Raw genomic sequence first — 16,445 nt, 5'->3', positions numbered from 1 at the left:
CATTTTCCATCGAGTTTTATCAATAAATTATTTTTTATAAATCATTAATCATCTTTATAAATAAATAAAAATTTATTAAATCATTCTAAAACATATTTAAAAATAATATAAAAGCATGTATATTGAAAAAAGATTTAGAAAAGGGGGATTACTTGTATGAAAAAGAATGTTTTCGTAGCAATGAGTTCTATCCTCGTTCTTGGTGCGGCGCTCGCAGGATGCGGCGGCGGCAACCAAGCAGCGCCAGCAGATAACAACGCAGCAGGCAATAAAACAGAAACCACTGCACCAGCAGCGGGACCAAAAGTACTGAAATTGAACCTGCACTCCGAGCCGCCAACAGCAGACCCAGGTATCGCGGAAGACACTACTTCCAGCACAATCATCACTGCTACCTTCGAAGGTCTGACTCGCGTAGGCAAAGACAACAAAGTGCATGAAGCAGCAGCAGAAAGCTATACCGTATCTGAAGACGGTAAAAAATATACATTCAAAATTCGCGATGCAAAATGGAGCAACGGCGATCCTGTAACAGCGAAAGACTTCGAATTCGCCTGGAAACGCGCGCTCGATCCGAAAACAGCTTCCAACTACGCTTACCAACTGTACTATGTGAAGGGTGCGGAAGCATTCAACAAAGGTACTGGTAAAGTAGAAGACGTTGGCGTAAAAGCGCTCGACGACAAAACACTGGAAGTGGAACTGACAAACCCAACTCCGTTCTTCCTGGAGCTGGTAGCGTTCAAAACATACTTCCCGGTTCACCAAAAAACAGTTGAAGCCAACGACAAATGGGCTACTGACGCGAAAACAATCGTGGGTAACGGTCCATTCAAAATGGAAACATGGGAACACAAGAGCAAACTGGTTGTCGTGAAAAACGAGAACTACTGGGATAAAGACAACGTAAAACTGGACAAAATCGAGTTCTCCATGGTAGAGGATGAGAACACTGAGCTGTCCATGTTTGAAAACGGCGAGCTGGATTGGGCAGGTGCTCCAACTTCCGCATTGCCAACTGACGCGATTCCTGCTCTGAAAGAGTCTGGAAAAATGACAACCCAACCAATCGCGGGTACTTACTTCTACCGCTTCAACACAGAAAAAGCGCCATTCAACAACGCGAAAATCCGTAAAGCGTTTGCTTACGCGATCGACCGTCAAAGCCTGATCGACAACATCCTCCAGGCAGGTCAGTTGCCAGCAACCGGTTATGTACCACCGAGCATGGCTCTGAACAAAGATGGCTACTTCAAGGACAAAGACCTCGAAACAGCGAAAAAATTGCTGGAAGAAGGTATGAAAGAAGCTGGCATCAGCAAGCTGCCAACTCTGACTCTGTCCTACAACACTTCCGAAGGTCACAAAAAGATCGCAGAAGCAATCCAAGACCAATGGAAGAAAAACCTCGGTGTAGACGTGAAGCTGGAAAACAAAGAGTGGAAAGTATACCTGGATGACGTACACCAAGGTAAATACCAAGTAGCTCGCGCTGGTTGGCTGGGTGACTTCAACGATCCGATCAACTTCCTGGAAATGTTCAAGGAAAAAGACGGCGGAAACAACGATACTCGTTGGGAAAATCCGAAGTACAAAGAGCTGCTGAACCAATCCGCTCTGGAAACAGATCCGGAAAAACGGAAAGCGATCCTGGCTGAAGCTGAGCAAATCCTGATGGATGAAATGCCAGTCATGCCAATCTACTTCTACACGCAATCTTGGGTGAAAAACGACAAGGTTGACGGCGTAATCATCGACGGTCTGGGTGCTGTTGACTACAAATACGCTGACATCAAACAATAATAGAAGCAAAGCAACCGATTTAAGGAAGAGGGGCGTTTTTGACGCTTCTCTTCTTTTTTGTTTGACAGATTGTAATATCAAGTGCGACACCTAGATAAAAAAACGGCCCATGATTGATTCGTGTAAAATGAAGTCACGACAACACCATTTACACAGGAGAATCAATCATGAGTTATACACATCTTAGCATAACAGAGCGTAGTGAGCTAGCACTCCTTCATCGGTTGGGGTGGTCTGCCCGCGCCATTGCCAGAGAACTCAAACGGCATCATGCTACCATTGCCCGTGAGTTAAAACGGGGTTGTAAGGCAGGGGAATATCAGGCAGAAGCCGCGCAAGAGGTTTACGAGAAACGTCGCGAACGGTCTGTTCCCAGAGGCAAGTGGACTCCTGAACGTGAGCATTATATTGCCCGTAAGCTGGCGCAGACCTGGTCTCCCGAGCAGATTGCCGGACGGATGAGTCAGGAATGCCCCGAACAGAAAGTGTCGTTTAAAACGATGTATCGCTGGCTGTATCAGGGCTTTTTGGTTAAAGGAGATACCACCGTTCTGCGCCACAAAGGGAAACGCCGGAGACCAATCGAAACACGTGGTCGTTTCAACGTAGGAAAGTCCATTCGGCAGCGACCCAAGGAAGTACGAAAGCGTGAGAGCTTTGGTCATTGGGAACGGGATACGGTTGTTTCCAGCCGTGGAAAAAGTAAGGCGTGTGTCGCGACGTTCGCTGAGCGCAAGACACGCTTTTACCTTGCCGTAAAGATGCCTGATCGTACCTCGGCTTCCATGGAAAAGGCCTTTGGTTTCGTTGCTGAGTCGTTACCGAAAGGATCGTTTCAAACAGCTACCGTTGACCGTGGCAAAGAGTTTGCCTGTTACGAACGGCTGGAGTCAGCACATGGCGTAAACATTTACTTTGCCGATCCCTACTCTTCCTGGCAAAGGGGCACGAACGAGAACGCAAATGGCCTTCTGCGAGAATTTTTTCCCAAAGGCAAGGATTTTGCCGAAGTCTCCGAGGAGGAACTGATTCAGGCCTTGGAGCTCATTAACAATCGGCCAAGAAAATGTCTGGGTTGGAAGACCGCTTACGAATCATTCATGGAAGCTCTGTCGCACTTGTCTTGACAATTCGTCGTTTGAAAAGCGGGTGTTGATCGGGGCTGAAAATTCTCACCCGAAAAGGGGCGAACCATTTTTTTCCTAGTCGAGTTGCATCAAAACTAACTAAAAGAAAAAACATCCAAAAATCCCTTTTTCTTGTATACTGATGATAGAAGTGTATACAAAAAAACGAGGTGCTTGATCGTGAAAAAGAATGTCGTTGCAGTCGCAGGTGCGATGCTGATTCTCGGCGGGAGCTTGGCAGGGTATGCGGATGCCGGGCAAGCGGCGGAGCCAAAAGCAAAAGTATTAAGAATGAACATGCATTCCAATCCCCCAACCGTAGATCCGGGCATTGCTGAAGATTCAACGTCCGGCACAATAAGCAGGGCAATCTTCGAAGGGTTGACTCGTTTGGGCAAAGACGGAAAAGTACATGTAGCAGCGGCAGAAAGCTATACCGTTTCGGCTGACGGCAAAACTTATACGTTCAAAATTCGCCCTGCCAAATGGAGCAATGGCGATCCGGTCACCGCCTATGACTTCGAATACGCCTGGAAACGTGCGCTAAGCCCCAAGACAGCATCGAATTACGCCTACCAGCTCTACTATTTAAAAGGAGCGGAAGCGTATAACAAGGGAACCGGGACGGCGAGTGACGTTGGTGTCAAAGCCGTCGACGCCAAAACATTGGTTGTGGAACTGACGAATCCGACCCCGTTTTTCACGGAGTTGACGGCTTTTTACACCTATTATCCTGTTAACAAAAAAGTCGTGGAAGCCGACAAGGAATGGGCAAGCAATCCCAAGACGATAGTAGGGAACGGTCCGTTTCAAATCGAGACATGGAAGCCCAAGCACCAGCTCGTTCTGACGAAAAACCAGAACTACTGGGACAAACAAAATGTAAAATTGGACAAGATTGATTTTTCTATGATTGATGACGGGTATGTAGAGCTGGAGATGTTTCGCAACGGCGATCTGGATTGGGCAGGCGCCCCTTTGTCTGAAGTCCCCATGGATTTCGAGCTTTCCTGGAAGTCGCCTGCGCTGTTTCATACGCAAGCGATCGCGGGCACTTACTTCTACCGCTTCAACACAGAGCAAGCGCCTTTTCACAATGCCAAAATCCGCAAAGCTTTTGCTTATGCACTGGATCGTCAAGCTTTGGTGGAGACCATGTTGGCCAACCACCTTCCCGCGACAGGTTTTGTGCCGCCGAGCATGGCTGTTGCATCTGGTGGCTACTTTACAGACAATCACACAGAAGAGGCCAAAAAGCTGCTTCAGGAGGGCATGAAGGAAGCGGGAATCGCAAAACTTCCTCCCATCACCGTCTCCTATAACACGTCGATGGGCCATAAAGCGATTGCTGAAGAAATCAGGGACCAGTGGAAGAAAAAGCTCGGGGTAGACGTGAAGCTGGAAAACAAAGAGTGGAAAGTATACATAGAGGACGTACACCAGGGGAAATACCAGATTGCGCGTGCGGGTTGGCTTGCCGACTTCAACGATCCGATCAACTTTTTGGAAATGTTCAAGGACAAAAACGGCGGAAACAACGACACGGGCTGGGAACACCCCAAATACAAAGAGCTCTTGAACCAATCCGCTTTGGAGCAGGACCCGGAAAAACGGAAGGCGATTTTGGCCAAGGCCGAGCAAATTTTAATGGACGAAATGCCGATTATGCCGATCTACTACTATGCCCAGAGCTGGCTGCAAAGCGAGAAAGTCGACGGCGCGATTTTGGACGGACTCGGCATGATCGACTTCAAGTACGTCGATATCAAGCCTTAATCTTATAGAGGAAATGATTCAAAGAAGAGGGGTGCCGCTGCCCTTCTTCTTTTTTTCTCCCGCATGGACAAATGACCAATCCATTGTGCTCCTGGCTACATAGAGTAAAAAGGAACAAACTGCAACCAGGGGGGATCGCTGTGGATATTGGCAAACTGCTCAGTATTGTAAGGTCAATTCCCAAGGATAAGCTGAAGACGGATGCAGGCTTGAAGGAAGTCATCCGCGATTTGGGCAAAAAAGCCGGTAAAAACTTCACGGATAAGGAACTGAACGGATATGTGGCGCAGTTTCGGCATATGTCCAAGACGGAAAACGTCGGCAGCCTGCTGAACAAGCTTTCCAAAAAAGGCGTCAACGCCAAAGACATCGACAGCCTGAAAAAGCGCTTTAAATAAAGGGGGGCTTACCAGGAGGGAGGTGGGATTATCGCTGCCAAAACGAGAAAGAAAAAGAAACAGGCCGGTGCCCAGGGGCAACTGATAGAGACGATGAACAAGCTGGCGGATGCGCACAATGTGAGCAATGCTCAGGTGATGCGCGAGATGAGCCAGATGAAGCAAGAACTGCAGGACATGAAAGATACGCTCGGAAGGCTGAAGGCCGCTCCCAATCAGGGGCCGCGGCGCAGCATTCTGTTTGGACCGCGCCGGCGTCCGATTCCCGTGCAGTCCGTCCCTGAGAAAGCAAAGCCTGCGATTTCCATTGAGGATTTGCTGCCATTGCTGCCGCATTTAAGCGGGGCTATCCCGCAACTGAAAAATCCGAAGGTGGCCGATTCCATCAAAGTGCTGTCCAATCCGGCCGTCCTGTCCATGATTCAACAGTTTATCGCCAACGGCGGCTTGAACATGCTGAAAGCGCCTGTAGAAGAAGTGAGCAGACGAGAACGGCGCGGGTTGTTTCGCTAATCGACAACTTTCTTGGTTTTCTGGACTGCTTCTTTGTCAAAAAGGAGCAGTCTTTTGTCTTTTTGGTACGAAAAGACTATAAACTTTACAGATGTTGACGCGTCTAATAGAATGGTGAACGTTGCACAATGGTCTAACGCCACACAACAGAACAGACATCACGGAGGAGGTCAGGATGAAAAGACGATTTTACCCTCTGCTTCTGGCGCTGCTGGTCCTGCTGCTTATCCCCGGTTGGGCGGCTGCGGCAAGTAGTGCAACTGAGGAAGCCGTCAACCTGATGATCGGTGGACAAGCAGTGACCCCGGACGTGCCACCAGTTATCAAGAGCGGGCGGACATTGGTTCCCGTGCGTGTCATCGCAGAAGGTTTGGGCGCGGATGTCGCCTGGAACGAAGCGAAGCGGACAGCGGTGATTACACGGGGTACGACGCAGCTTTCCCTCACATTGGACTCGCGCACAGCGCTATTGAACGGCAAGCAGGTAAAGCTGGATACGCCGCCTGTCATCTCCCAGCAGCGCATGCTGCTCCCTCTGCGGTTTGTCGGGGAATCGCTTGGGATCACTGTAGGGTGGGACAACAGCTCCCGCACCGTCATTGCTAACGAAACGCCACAGGTTACGCTGAACGGCCGTGCTCCTGAAAAAGCGATCAAGCTGTACCAAGTGTCGGACACCATGTACGTGTCTGCCGATGCGGTCGCGGAGCAGGTCGGACAAAAAGGCTTTGTATGGAATCGCCCGGAACGCGGCATGACGATCGACAGTCAACTGGTTCTTCCGATTGAGCAAGTAGAGGACGAGCTAGGCGGTTCGATCACTTGGAACAAGAAAAAGAATCTGCTTGAAATCGAGAGGCTCAATCGGCTGACAGGTGTTACAAAGGATGGGGATCGCGTACATATTGAGATGAAGCTGCCCGTGCAGGCCAATTCTTTTGTGCTCACAGGCCCCCATCGCATCGTGCTGGACCTCCCGCAAACCGCTTTGGCGGACGATTTGGTGGAAGAGTTGAAAAAGAACGAAGAAAACGGCAGTATCGGAGAGTCAGAGGAGCGCAAGCAAGCAGCTTCTTCCGGCGAAGAGGACGAGCAGTCAGCAGCCAGCGAGCCAAAAGAAGAGCCGCTGATCGCAAGCCTGCGGTACAGCCAGTACAGTGCTTCGCCAGAGACCGTGCGTGTCGTGATTGAGCTGAACCAGAAGAGCGAGTATAATCTGGCCTATACAAAAGACGGCATTGAAGTGAAGCTGACGCCCAAGCCTAAGAAAACAGGCTACCTGATCGTAGTCGACGCGGGTCATGGCGGAAAAGACCCAGGTGCATTGGGCGTGGCGGGCAACCACGAGAAAGACTACACGCTGGCTGTCGCCAACAAAGTAGTCGCTTTGCTGAAGCAATATCCGGAGTTTCAAGTAGTGCCTGTGCGCACGACAGATGTGTTCTACGAGCTGTCCGAGCGTGTGGCAATCGCGAATGAGCTGGAGGCGGACCTGTTCTTGTCCATTCACGCCAACTCGTTCCCGAAACCGACGACAGGCGGTACGGAAACCTTCTATTACAATGCAAACAGCAAGACGTTTGCGCAATTGGTGCACAAGCACCTGCAAGGAGCAACGCAGTTCCCGGATCGGGGAGTCAAGGCGAGCGGCTTTTACGTTATCAAGAACACGAAAATGCCAGCCGTGTTGACAGAGACAGGCTTCCTGTCCAATCCGCAAGAAAATGCGCTGCTGACCTCGCCTGCATTCCAGGACAAAATCGCGAAAGCCCTCGTTGCGGCTATCCGTGAATACTATCAGTCTTATCAGTAAGGGAGGCTTTCACGATGAAAAAAAGTCGGATGATCTGGGTGGCGGCTTTGGCTGTGCTGCTAATGGCTGGTTGCGGACAAAATGCGGCTCCTGCACCGCAGCCTACGGCACCTGTTGAACAGCCATCTGGCACGAACACTGACCCATCGACAGCAGAGCCGACACTCAACAAACAGGTCGTTACCGTCTACTATTCCGACGGCGACCTGATGGAGCTGCAAAAAGAGGAACAAGAAATCACTTTTGCAGAAGACATCGAAAAGTACAAGAAAACCCTCTCGCTTCTGGAGAAGCCGACAAAAGCAGAAGAGCACTTTCCGCTCTGGAAAGACTTCCGATACCATGACATCACTTTTGCGGATGGCACGCTGACGATTGATGCCGACAGCAAAAACCAGTACAACCTCGGCTCAAGCGGCGAAGGGATGGCGCTGGACGCGCTGAAGAAAACCTTTTTTCAGTTCCCGGAAGTAAAGCAAATCGTCTTCCTGGAAGATGGCAAAAAAGTCGAATCGTTGATGGGCCATGTCGATGTATCGGAGCCATTGACGCGCGACAACTAAACAGGCAATCGCCGAGTGAAGGCGGCACAACCTGGTAGCATCCAGGCTGTGCCGCCTTTTTGCTGTTTCGTCAAGCGGCTTGTTTTCGTTTTATACAGGGTTGGCTCCATCTTTAAAAAAGCTTAACAATCGCATCACAATCCTACAACATTCGACCTGTATAGTTTGTACTTGTAAGAGAGAAAAACAAACCGAACCTGTTAAGGAGGATTTTCATCCAATGAAAAAACTCAGCAAAATGTTTATGGCGCTGACATTTGTAGGGGCACTGCTCGCCGGATGTGGCAGCAACAGTGCGGCTCCATCGCAACAACAACCAGCGCAGCAACAACCAGCTACCCCGGCTCCGGAAAGCAACTCTGGTTCGACTACAACAACATCCGGTGAACCGATCACAGCAGTTGGTTCCACCGCTTTGCAGCCTCTGGTCGAGCAAACGGCCAAAGACTTTATGGCGAAAAATCAAGGTGTACAAATTCAAGTACAAGGCGGGGGAAGCGGAACAGGGCTGAGCCAGGTAGCAAGCGGCGCAGCAACAATCGGTAACTCTGACATTTTCGCAGAAGAGAAAAAAGGCATTCCGGCAAACGAACTGGTTGACCATAAAGTAGCCGTTGTCGGAATGGCAGCAGCGGTTAGCCCGCAAGTAAAAGTAGACAACCTGACCAAGCAACAACTGATCGACATCTTCACTGGCAAAATCACCAACTGGAAAGAAGTTGGCGGCGATGACATGAAAATCACGCTGGTGAACCGTCCGAAGTCTTCCGGTACTCGTGCAACATTCAGCAAATTCGCACTGGACGGAAAAGAAGAAGCAGAAGGCATCACAGAGGATTCCTCCGGTACTGTTCGCAAAATCATTGCCGAAACACCGGGCGCAATCGGCTACCTGGCTCTGTCCTACTTCAATGACTCCGTAAAAGCATTGAAACTGGATGGCGTGGAAGCAAACGCAGAAAACATCGCAACGAACAAATACCCAGTGTGGGCATACGAGCACATGTACACAAAAGGCGAGCCTACTGGCAACGCAAAAGCGTTCCTGGATTACATCCTGTCTGAAGAAGTGCAAAAGAAAACGATTGTCGATCTGGGCTTCCTGCCAATCACAGACATGAAAGTAGAACGCGACGCTGAAGGAAAAGTAACACAAAAATAAGACACTCACGGGTCAACAGCAAAATAGAGGGGTGGAGGGGCCTTACCCCTCATTTTGCTTGCGCGAAAGCCGTTTTCTTTCTGGGAGGGAGAACATGAACCATCGTATTGAAGGGGTAGAGACAAATCGCCAATCGCTGATTGCGCGAAAAATGCTGACATATAACAAACGTCAATTTACAGAGAACATGACGGGCCGAACGATTGCCATGGTCTGTGCGGCCTTGCTGGTCATCGTCGTTTTGTCGATTACGTACTTCATCGCTTCAAAAGGGCTGGCCACCTTTTTTGTCGACGGCGTCAGTATCAGCGAATTTTTAACACAGGTGAAATGGGACCCGGAGGGCGAGCCTGCACTCTACGGTGTGTTCCCGTTCATTCTCGGATCGTTTTTGGTGACGGCTTTGGCTGCGTTGATCGCGGCACCGCTCGGGATCGGGGCGGCTATTTTCATGACGGAAATTTTTCCGGGCTTCGGCAAAAAAGTGTTGAAGCCGGTGATCGAGCTTTTGGTTGGCATTCCATCCGTTGTGTACGGATATGTTGGTCTTACTCTTCTGGTTCCTTTTATTCGCGAACAATTTGACGTTCTTGGTTTCAGTCTTTTGGCAGGGGGGCTTGTGCTTGCCCTGATGATCCTGCCTACGATCACCAGCGTGGCGACAGACGCCATTGAAGCCGTACCGCAAGATTTGCGCAACGCTTCTCTCGCTTTGGGAGCCACACGCTGGCAGACGATCTGGAATGTGGTGCTGCATTCTTCGCTTCCCGGCTGCCTGACCGCGGTTGTATTGGGGATGGCTCGCGCTTTTGGCGAAGCGCTCGCCGTACAGATGGTCATCGGGAACACGACGAAGCTTCCGGGCAGTCTCTTGGACCCGATCAGCACGCTGACCAGCGGCATCACGCTGAACATGGGGAATACGATTCAGGGAACCCCGTACAACAATGCACTCTGGTCCATGGCGCTTCTGCTGCTTCTGATGTCGTTCGTCTTCATTATGATCTTGCGCTTTTTGGGCAGAAAGAGGCTGGTGAAGTAGATGAGAGCGAGACTGATGGACCGCGTTGCTACGATCGTTTTGACGTTGATTGCCGCTTTGATTATCGGCACGCTCATTGGCTTGCTCGGCTTCATTTTGACGCAAGGCTGGCACAAGCTGAACCTGGACTTTTTGACCTCGCCGCCAGATATCGTCAATGCAGGGGGCGGGATTGGTCCGCAGTTGTTCAACTCGTTTTATTTGCTGGTCTTGACCATGTTGATCGCCTTGCCGATTGGAATCGGAGCAGGTATTTATATGGCTGAATACGCGCCGGATAACAAGTTTACGCAGTTTATCCGCATGAGTATAGAAGTGCTTTCTTCTTTGCCGTCCATTGTCGTTGGTTTGTTTGGCTTGCTCGTCTTCGTAAACATGACAGGCTGGGGCTATACGCTTTTCTCCGGTGCCCTCGCGCTGACCGTCTTCAACCTGCCGCTGCTCGTGCGCGTGACAGAGGATGCGTTGCGCAACGTGCCGCGCAGCCAAAAAGAAGCGAGCCTGGCGCTTGGCATCACCAAATGGCGGACAATTGTCTCCGTCATTCTTCCGGCGGCTTTGCCTGGGATCATTACGGGGGCGATTCTCGCTTCCGGACGCGTCTTCGGGGAAGCGGCTGCCTTGCTGTTTACCGCAGGGATGTCTTCACCGAACCTGAACTTTGCTGATTTCTCGCTGAACAGCCCGACTTCGCCGCTGAATCCGTTCCGCCCGGCCGAAACGCTGGCTGTGCATATCTGGAAAGTAAACAGCGAAGGGCTGACGCCGGATGCGCGCGACGTGGCGGATGGCGCTGCCGCTGTGCTGATTATTGCCGTGCTGCTCTTTAACGTCTCGGCCCGCTGGTTCGGGACGTGGGTGTACAAAAAGATGACGTCAGGTTCCAACTAAGGAGAGGTGATAGCGATGTCCGTACTCACCATGCAAGATACGATTATTCAGACGAACAATGTCTCGGTTTACTACGGGGATAAGCAAGCGGTCAAAAATATTTCGATGGACATTGAACGCAACTCGGTGACGGCCTTTATCGGGCCGTCCGGCTGCGGGAAGTCCACGCTTTTGCGCAGCCTGAACCGGATGAACGATCTCGTGCCTTCCTGCCGCGTCACAGGCTCCATCGTCGTCGACGGCATTGACATCAACAGCCAGCAGGTCAACATCGAGAGCTTGCGGCAAATCGTCGGAATGGTGTTTCAGCGCGCCAATCCGTTTTTTAAATCGATTTATGAAAATATCGCCTTCGCTCCGCGCTTTCACGGAATGACAGACCGCCGCGAGCTGGATGAGCTGGTCGAGACGAGCTTGCGCAAAGCGGCGTTGTGGGACGAGGTAAAAGACCGTCTGCGCGACTCTGCGCTCTCCCTGTCAGGAGGACAGCAGCAGCGCCTGTGCATCGCCCGCGCCATTGCCATGCAGCCGACGATTTTGCTTCTGGATGAGCCGGCTTCCGCGCTCGACCCGATCTCGACGATGAAAATTGAAGAGCTGGTCACGCAGCTAAAGGAAGAGTACACGATCGTGATCGTGACGCACAATCTGCACCAGGCGGCCCGCATCTCGGACAAAACGGCATTCTTTTTGCTCGGGGAGCTGATCGAGATGGACGAGACCGCAAAAATTTTCACCTCGCCGGAAAACGATAAGACCGAAGCGTATATTAGCGGCCGTTTTGGCTGAACCGCACAAAAAAATGCCTTCCTTGCGCCTGACGCGCAACGGAGGGCTTTTTGCATGGTGCAACGCAGTCTGGAATGGGTGTGCTATAGCGCCGTGCAGCTTGCCGGGGCCGACGTTTTCTCCTACCTGTTTCTCTACAGATGTGCAATCGTACAAGAAAAAAGCCTTCTATGCAGAAGGCTTTTCTACTGCCCGGAAGAAGTGGATTTCCTGCTCCAAATCTTCCACGATGCCCGCCAGCCGCTCGGAATCGTGCAGGAACTGCTCCGAGAGGGAGAGGCTTTCCTGGTTGGCCGCGACCGCTTGCTGTGTGCCCGAGACGACTTCCTGGGCGGAATCCGCCAGGCTGTCCACGCGGCGGGAGATGATCTGGCTTTGGCTTGCGATGGATTCGGCCAGATGTCTGATCGTTTCAAACTGCGCGGTGAGCGCTTCGCTGATGGCGAAGGTTTGCTGGAAAATATCCGTTGCCTGATGCAGCGTCGAAATGCCGTTGACCGTGGCGTGATCGGTCGTTTCCAGACATGCGGCCACCCGTTCCATCCGGTTTTCCCCTGAAGCGATGACTTGTTGAATGCGGGTCGTCGCTTCTTCTGTCTGTTCAGACAGGAGGCGAATTTCGTCCGCGACGATCCCGAAGCCGAGTCCCGCCTGGCCGGCTCGTGATGCTTCGATGCGGGCGTTGAAAGACAGCAGCTTCGTTCGTTGGGAGATCGAGGAGATCCAGCCGAGAATCTCGCGGATGTCGTCCATGCTCTCGCGCATCGAGCCCATCGCCTGGAGGGAGGCTTTCATGTCTGTCGATATTTTTTGCATGTTGTCCTTCAGCAAATCAATCGAGGTAGCCGCTTTGGCGCTCTGCTCCCGCGACTTTTCGTTTTGCCTGACCGCTGTTTCCATCGACTGTGTAATGCGTGTCATTTCTGCTGTAATTCCGGCCATCGTGGCGTGGATGTCGTCGATTTGCACCTGCTGGTTGTCCATTTCTTGCGCCAGCCGCTCGGTGACGGAGACGACCTCTGTCTGCATGGCGTGAGAGTGTCGCGAGCCTTTGCCCACATGCTCGGCCACCTGTTTGACGTCGGCGATCACGTGCTGGATTTTGCCGATGATGGTGCGGATTTGCCCGCTCATCCGATTGAAGCTGTCGGCGAGCTGGCGGATTTCGTCGTTGGTCTGGACGTGCATCGTCTGAAACAGGTCGCCTTCGCTGAACGCCGTCATTTTTTGCTGCACCTCTTTGACGGGCTTGATAATCTTGCGGACGTACAAGTAGAGCAGCAATGCCAACGAGCCTAATCCGACGAGGGAGACCGCGAGTATCGTCAACTGCAGGCGGCGCACCTCCTGTTTGACCTCGGATACGGACTGCACGACGATCATGCCCCATTTGAGCGCCGGGTCGAATTTGTAGGCGGCAAAGGCGTCCATGCCGTTTATATGAAACGATTCAAAGCCGGAATTGCCCGCAATGACATTGGCGACGACAGGCAGCTCGGTCAGGAGCGGGCGCTGCAGGGCGTAGGCTTTATCCGGGTGAGCGAGCAGCTTCCCTTGCTGGTCGACAATCATGGCGTATCCGGTTTGCCCCAGCTTGATCTGTCCGATTGATTCACTGAGCTTCGGCACGGAGACGAAGGCCACGACGACGCCGACAGGCTCTTCCTCCTCGTTGCGCAAAGCCATGGAGACAGCGATCTTCGGAAATTCCGTGGCGGAAAACTGAAAGACGTCCGAGACGAATGCGTTTGGCTTGTCCCAGGCGCCTTTGTACCAGTCGGCTGTTCGCGGATCGTAGGAGCTGTCCAGCGGCGAGCCGGGGAAGGTCAAATAGCGCCCGTCTGCTGTCACGACTTGTATTTCGGAAATGGTTGGATTGTTGTTCACCATGTCGGTAAAAATGCCGAAGCTTTGACTGTTCGTGACCTTGCTGTTTTTGTACGTGGAAGCATAGGAAGCCAAGGCGGTGATGATGGACTGGACGCGGCTGTTCACTTCCTGCAAGGCGGCACTCGATGCATCGTGGAGCTGCTGCTTTGTCTTTTCGTTGAGCGTGCTCTCGGATTGATAACTGATAAAAAAAGCGGCGATCGCCATCATGCTGACAACCATGGTCAGAATCCCGAAAAATAATCTGGTGAAAATCGAACGGTACTGAAACGACGTGTTGCCCAATGTTCGTATTTTTCTCGGCATTACATGCTCTCCCCTTATTCGACAAAACGTTCAGCTTTATTGTAGGGGGTACTATGGGGAGCGTATATGGTTTGTCAGAAACATTTACCATAACTTTACCTGGCTTTAAAACTTTAAGGAAACTTAATATACTTCACATCAAAGCATAACATTCGCACGCTATAGTGGTTGGGAAGACAGATGCTACAACCGCGAAGGAGCGAAGGACGCATGAGTGTTATTTCGGTGAGAGAGTTAAATCTCTTCTACGGTAACAAACAAGCCCTCTACAATATAAATCTTGATGTTGAGCCGAATTCCATTACCGCGCTGATCGGGCCGTCCGGTTGCGGGAAGTCCACGTTTTTGCGAACGCTGAACCGGATGAACGACTCGGTGCCGAATACGAAAATCACCGGCGTGGTAAAAGTGTTCGATGAAGACATTTACAGTTCCAGCGTGGAAGTCGAGCGCTTGCGCAAAAATATCGGGATGGTGTTCCAACACCCGAATCCGTTCCCGAAAAGCATCTACGACAATGTCACGTACGGACCGCGTCTGCATGGCCTGATGGATCGCCACAAGCTCGACGAGATCGTGGAGACAAGCCTCAAGGCCGCAGCGCTGTGGGACGAGGTGAAAGACGTGTTGAAAAAGCCCGCAACCGGGCTGTCCGGCGGGCAGCAGCAACGGCTCTGTATCGCCCGGGCGCTCGCTGTTCAGCCGCAGGTGATTTTGATGGATGAACCGACATCCGCTCTCGACCCGATCTCCACAGCCAAAATCGAGGAGTTGCTGGAGGAGCTGAAAGACACGTACACGATTGTCATCGTTACGCACAACATGCAGCAGGCGGCGCGCATCTCCGACAAAACGGCGTTTTTCCTCAACGGAGAGCTTGTCGAGTTTGACCAGACGCCAACGATTTTCCAAAATCCCCGGGACAAACGGACAGAAGACTACATTACTGGCCGTTTCGGATAACAACCGTTTGTAGTAAGGTAGAGGAGCGGCCCGCTTGCGGGTTCGCTCTTTTTTGCATGGAGGGGAGACATAGCAGGTGGTCTGGATTTCCTTGTTCATTTTTATCGTCACGTTGACGCTGGTCATCTGGCAGCCAAGAGGCTTGTCGATCGGCTATCCCGCCGTCGGGGGAGCGGTGCTGGCGCTGTTGACGGGCGTGGTGTCTCTTGACGATGTGGCCGAAGTGACCTCGATCGTTTGGAACGCCACGTTTGCGCTGGTCGGCATCATCATCATTTCGCTACTGCTGGACGAGATCGGCTTTTTTGAATGGGCGGCCTTGCACATGGCCCGTTTGGCAAAAGGAAATGGCCGGCTGATGTTCGCCTACGTCATTTTGCTCGGGACATTGGTGTCGGCCCTGTTCACCAATGACGGCACGGCGCTGATTCTGACTCCGATTGTGCTCGCGCAGGTTCGGGCACTCAAGCTGGACGGGGGTGCGGTTGTGGCGTTTGTCATGGCCAGCGGCTTTATCGCGGACACCAGCTCGTTGCCGTTTGTCGTCAGCAACCTCGTCAACATCGTATCCGCCGACTATTTTGACATCGGCTTTGCCGAGTACGCGGTGCGGATGGTTTTGCCTACCTTGTTTTCCGTAGCAGGGAGTTTGTTGGTTTTATTCCTTTATTATCGCAAAAGCATCCCGCATTACGTGGATTTGTCCCAACTGAAGCAACCCGGTGAAGCCATTCGTGATGCAAGACTGTTCCGCCTGGCGTGGCCGATCCTCGCTGTGCTTTTGCTCGGCTTTTTCATTAGCGAGTCCATCCATGTCCCGGTGTCGTTTATCATTGCTTCCGCCGCCCTCGTCTTCTGTCTTGCCGCCCGAAAAAGCAAGGCGATTGCCATGGGCCGAATCATGCAGGAGGCGCCGTGGGTCGTCGTCATTTTTTCTATCGGGATGTATGTCGTGGTCTGGGGCTTGCACAATGCGAGGCTGACCGATCTGGTAAAAGCGGCGCTCGATACGCTGATGGAGTACGGTTTGCTTGCGACGACGCTCGGGACGGGGCTGATTGCCGCTGTCTTGTCTTCGGCGATGAACAACCTGCCTACCGTGATGTTCAATGCATTGGCGATTGGCAGCACGCAGGCGGAAGGCGTCTTTCGCGAAGCGATGATCTACGCCAACATCATCGGAAGCGATTTGGGGCCGAAAATTACGCCGATTGGCTCGCTCGCCACGCTGCTCTGGCTGCACGTGCTGGGGCGCAAAGCGGTCAAAATCACCTGGGGGCAATACTTTCGTACGGGGATCGTGCTGACGGTACCGACCTTGCTGATCGCTTTGCTCGGGCTGTACCTGACGCTTGTTTTGGGAAACGAGCAATGACAAAAGCTTGCTGATGCAACAGCTCAGCAGGCTT

Annotated in this window: 14 protein-coding genes; 13 read left to right on the top strand and 1 reads right to left on the bottom strand. The window is 51.9% G+C overall.

Annotation, left to right across the window (positions count from 1 at the left end; all coding sequences use genetic code 11):
* Positions 1 to 156 precede the first annotated feature (156 nt).
* The 11 genes from AC27IT_RS17830 (at position 157) to pstB (AC27IT_RS17780) (ending at position 11,877) form a co-directional block, all read left to right on the top strand.
* Positions 157 to 1,803 (top strand): peptide ABC transporter substrate-binding protein, encoded by a 1,647-nt coding sequence (locus AC27IT_RS17830; RefSeq protein WP_005835494.1) that lies wholly within the window; start codon positions 157 to 159, stop codon positions 1,801 to 1,803.
* 167 nt (positions 1,804 to 1,970) lie between these two features.
* Positions 1,971 to 2,930 (top strand): IS30 family transposase, encoded by a 960-nt coding sequence (locus AC27IT_RS17825; protein WP_007786006.1) that lies wholly within the window; start codon positions 1,971 to 1,973, stop codon positions 2,928 to 2,930.
* 180 nt (positions 2,931 to 3,110) lie between these two features.
* Positions 3,111 to 4,706 (top strand): peptide ABC transporter substrate-binding protein, encoded by a 1,596-nt coding sequence (locus AC27IT_RS17820; protein WP_025845715.1) that lies wholly within the window; start codon positions 3,111 to 3,113, stop codon positions 4,704 to 4,706.
* 140 nt (positions 4,707 to 4,846) lie between these two features.
* Entirely contained in the window at positions 4,847 to 5,104 is a 258-nt protein-coding gene (locus AC27IT_RS17815; protein ID WP_005835490.1) for a hypothetical protein, read from the top strand.
* Between the two features lie 93 nt (positions 5,105 to 5,197).
* Complete coding sequence (locus AC27IT_RS17810; RefSeq protein WP_005835488.1) at positions 5,198 to 5,617, top strand: hypothetical protein; 420 nt, start codon at positions 5,198 to 5,200, stop codon at positions 5,615 to 5,617.
* 175 nt (positions 5,618 to 5,792) lie between these two features.
* Positions 5,793 to 7,430, top strand: a complete 1,638-nt coding sequence (locus tag AC27IT_RS17805; protein ID WP_005835486.1) for an N-acetylmuramoyl-L-alanine amidase family protein — start codon at positions 5,793 to 5,795, stop codon at positions 7,428 to 7,430.
* 14 nt (positions 7,431 to 7,444) lie between these two features.
* A complete protein-coding gene (locus tag AC27IT_RS17800; RefSeq protein WP_007776898.1) occupies positions 7,445 to 7,993 on the top strand; it encodes a GerMN domain-containing protein in 549 nt (182 codons plus the stop codon).
* A gap of 220 nt (positions 7,994 to 8,213) precedes the next feature.
* A complete protein-coding gene (locus AC27IT_RS17795; RefSeq protein WP_005835481.1) occupies positions 8,214 to 9,155 on the top strand; it encodes a phosphate ABC transporter substrate-binding protein in 942 nt (313 codons plus the stop codon).
* Positions 9,156 to 9,249: 94 nt separating this feature from the next.
* The gene (gene pstC, locus AC27IT_RS17790; RefSeq protein WP_238501718.1) at positions 9,250 to 10,197 is read left to right on the top strand and encodes a phosphate ABC transporter permease subunit PstC; all 948 of its coding nucleotides are present in this window, start codon (positions 9,250 to 9,252) and stop codon (positions 10,195 to 10,197) included.
* Positions 10,198 to 11,088 (top strand): phosphate ABC transporter permease PstA, encoded by an 891-nt coding sequence (gene pstA / locus AC27IT_RS17785; protein WP_007776903.1) that lies wholly within the window; start codon positions 10,198 to 10,200, stop codon positions 11,086 to 11,088. It abuts the gene before it with no gap.
* 15 nt (positions 11,089 to 11,103) lie between these two features.
* Positions 11,104 to 11,877, top strand: a complete 774-nt coding sequence (gene pstB / locus AC27IT_RS17780) for a phosphate ABC transporter ATP-binding protein PstB (protein ID WP_007776906.1) — start codon at positions 11,104 to 11,106, stop codon at positions 11,875 to 11,877.
* 168 nt (positions 11,878 to 12,045) lie between these two features.
* Here pstB (AC27IT_RS17780) and AC27IT_RS17775 read toward each other — a convergent pair whose 3' ends face one another.
* On the bottom strand, positions 12,046 to 14,073 hold the full coding sequence (locus tag AC27IT_RS17775; RefSeq protein WP_487092010.1) for a methyl-accepting chemotaxis protein: 2,028 nt from the start codon (positions 14,071 to 14,073) through the stop codon (positions 12,046 to 12,048).
* A 210-nt stretch (positions 14,074 to 14,283) separates the two neighbouring features.
* Here AC27IT_RS17775 and pstB (AC27IT_RS17770) point away from each other — a divergent pair, with 210 nt between their 5' ends.
* A complete protein-coding gene (pstB, locus tag AC27IT_RS17770) occupies positions 14,284 to 15,036 on the top strand; it encodes a phosphate ABC transporter ATP-binding protein PstB (RefSeq protein WP_005834683.1) in 753 nt (250 codons plus the stop codon).
* A gap of 76 nt (positions 15,037 to 15,112) precedes the next feature.
* Positions 15,113 to 16,411 (top strand): arsenic transporter, encoded by a 1,299-nt coding sequence (locus AC27IT_RS17765; RefSeq protein ID WP_025845707.1) that lies wholly within the window; start codon positions 15,113 to 15,115, stop codon positions 16,409 to 16,411.
* Positions 16,412 to 16,445: the final 34 nt, after the last annotated feature.

The sequence above is a fragment of the Brevibacillus sp. YAE8 genome, from assembly GCF_057543335.1.
The sequence above is the reverse complement of the archived record's forward strand: the minus strand, read 5'-3'. Positions and strand labels throughout refer to the sequence as shown.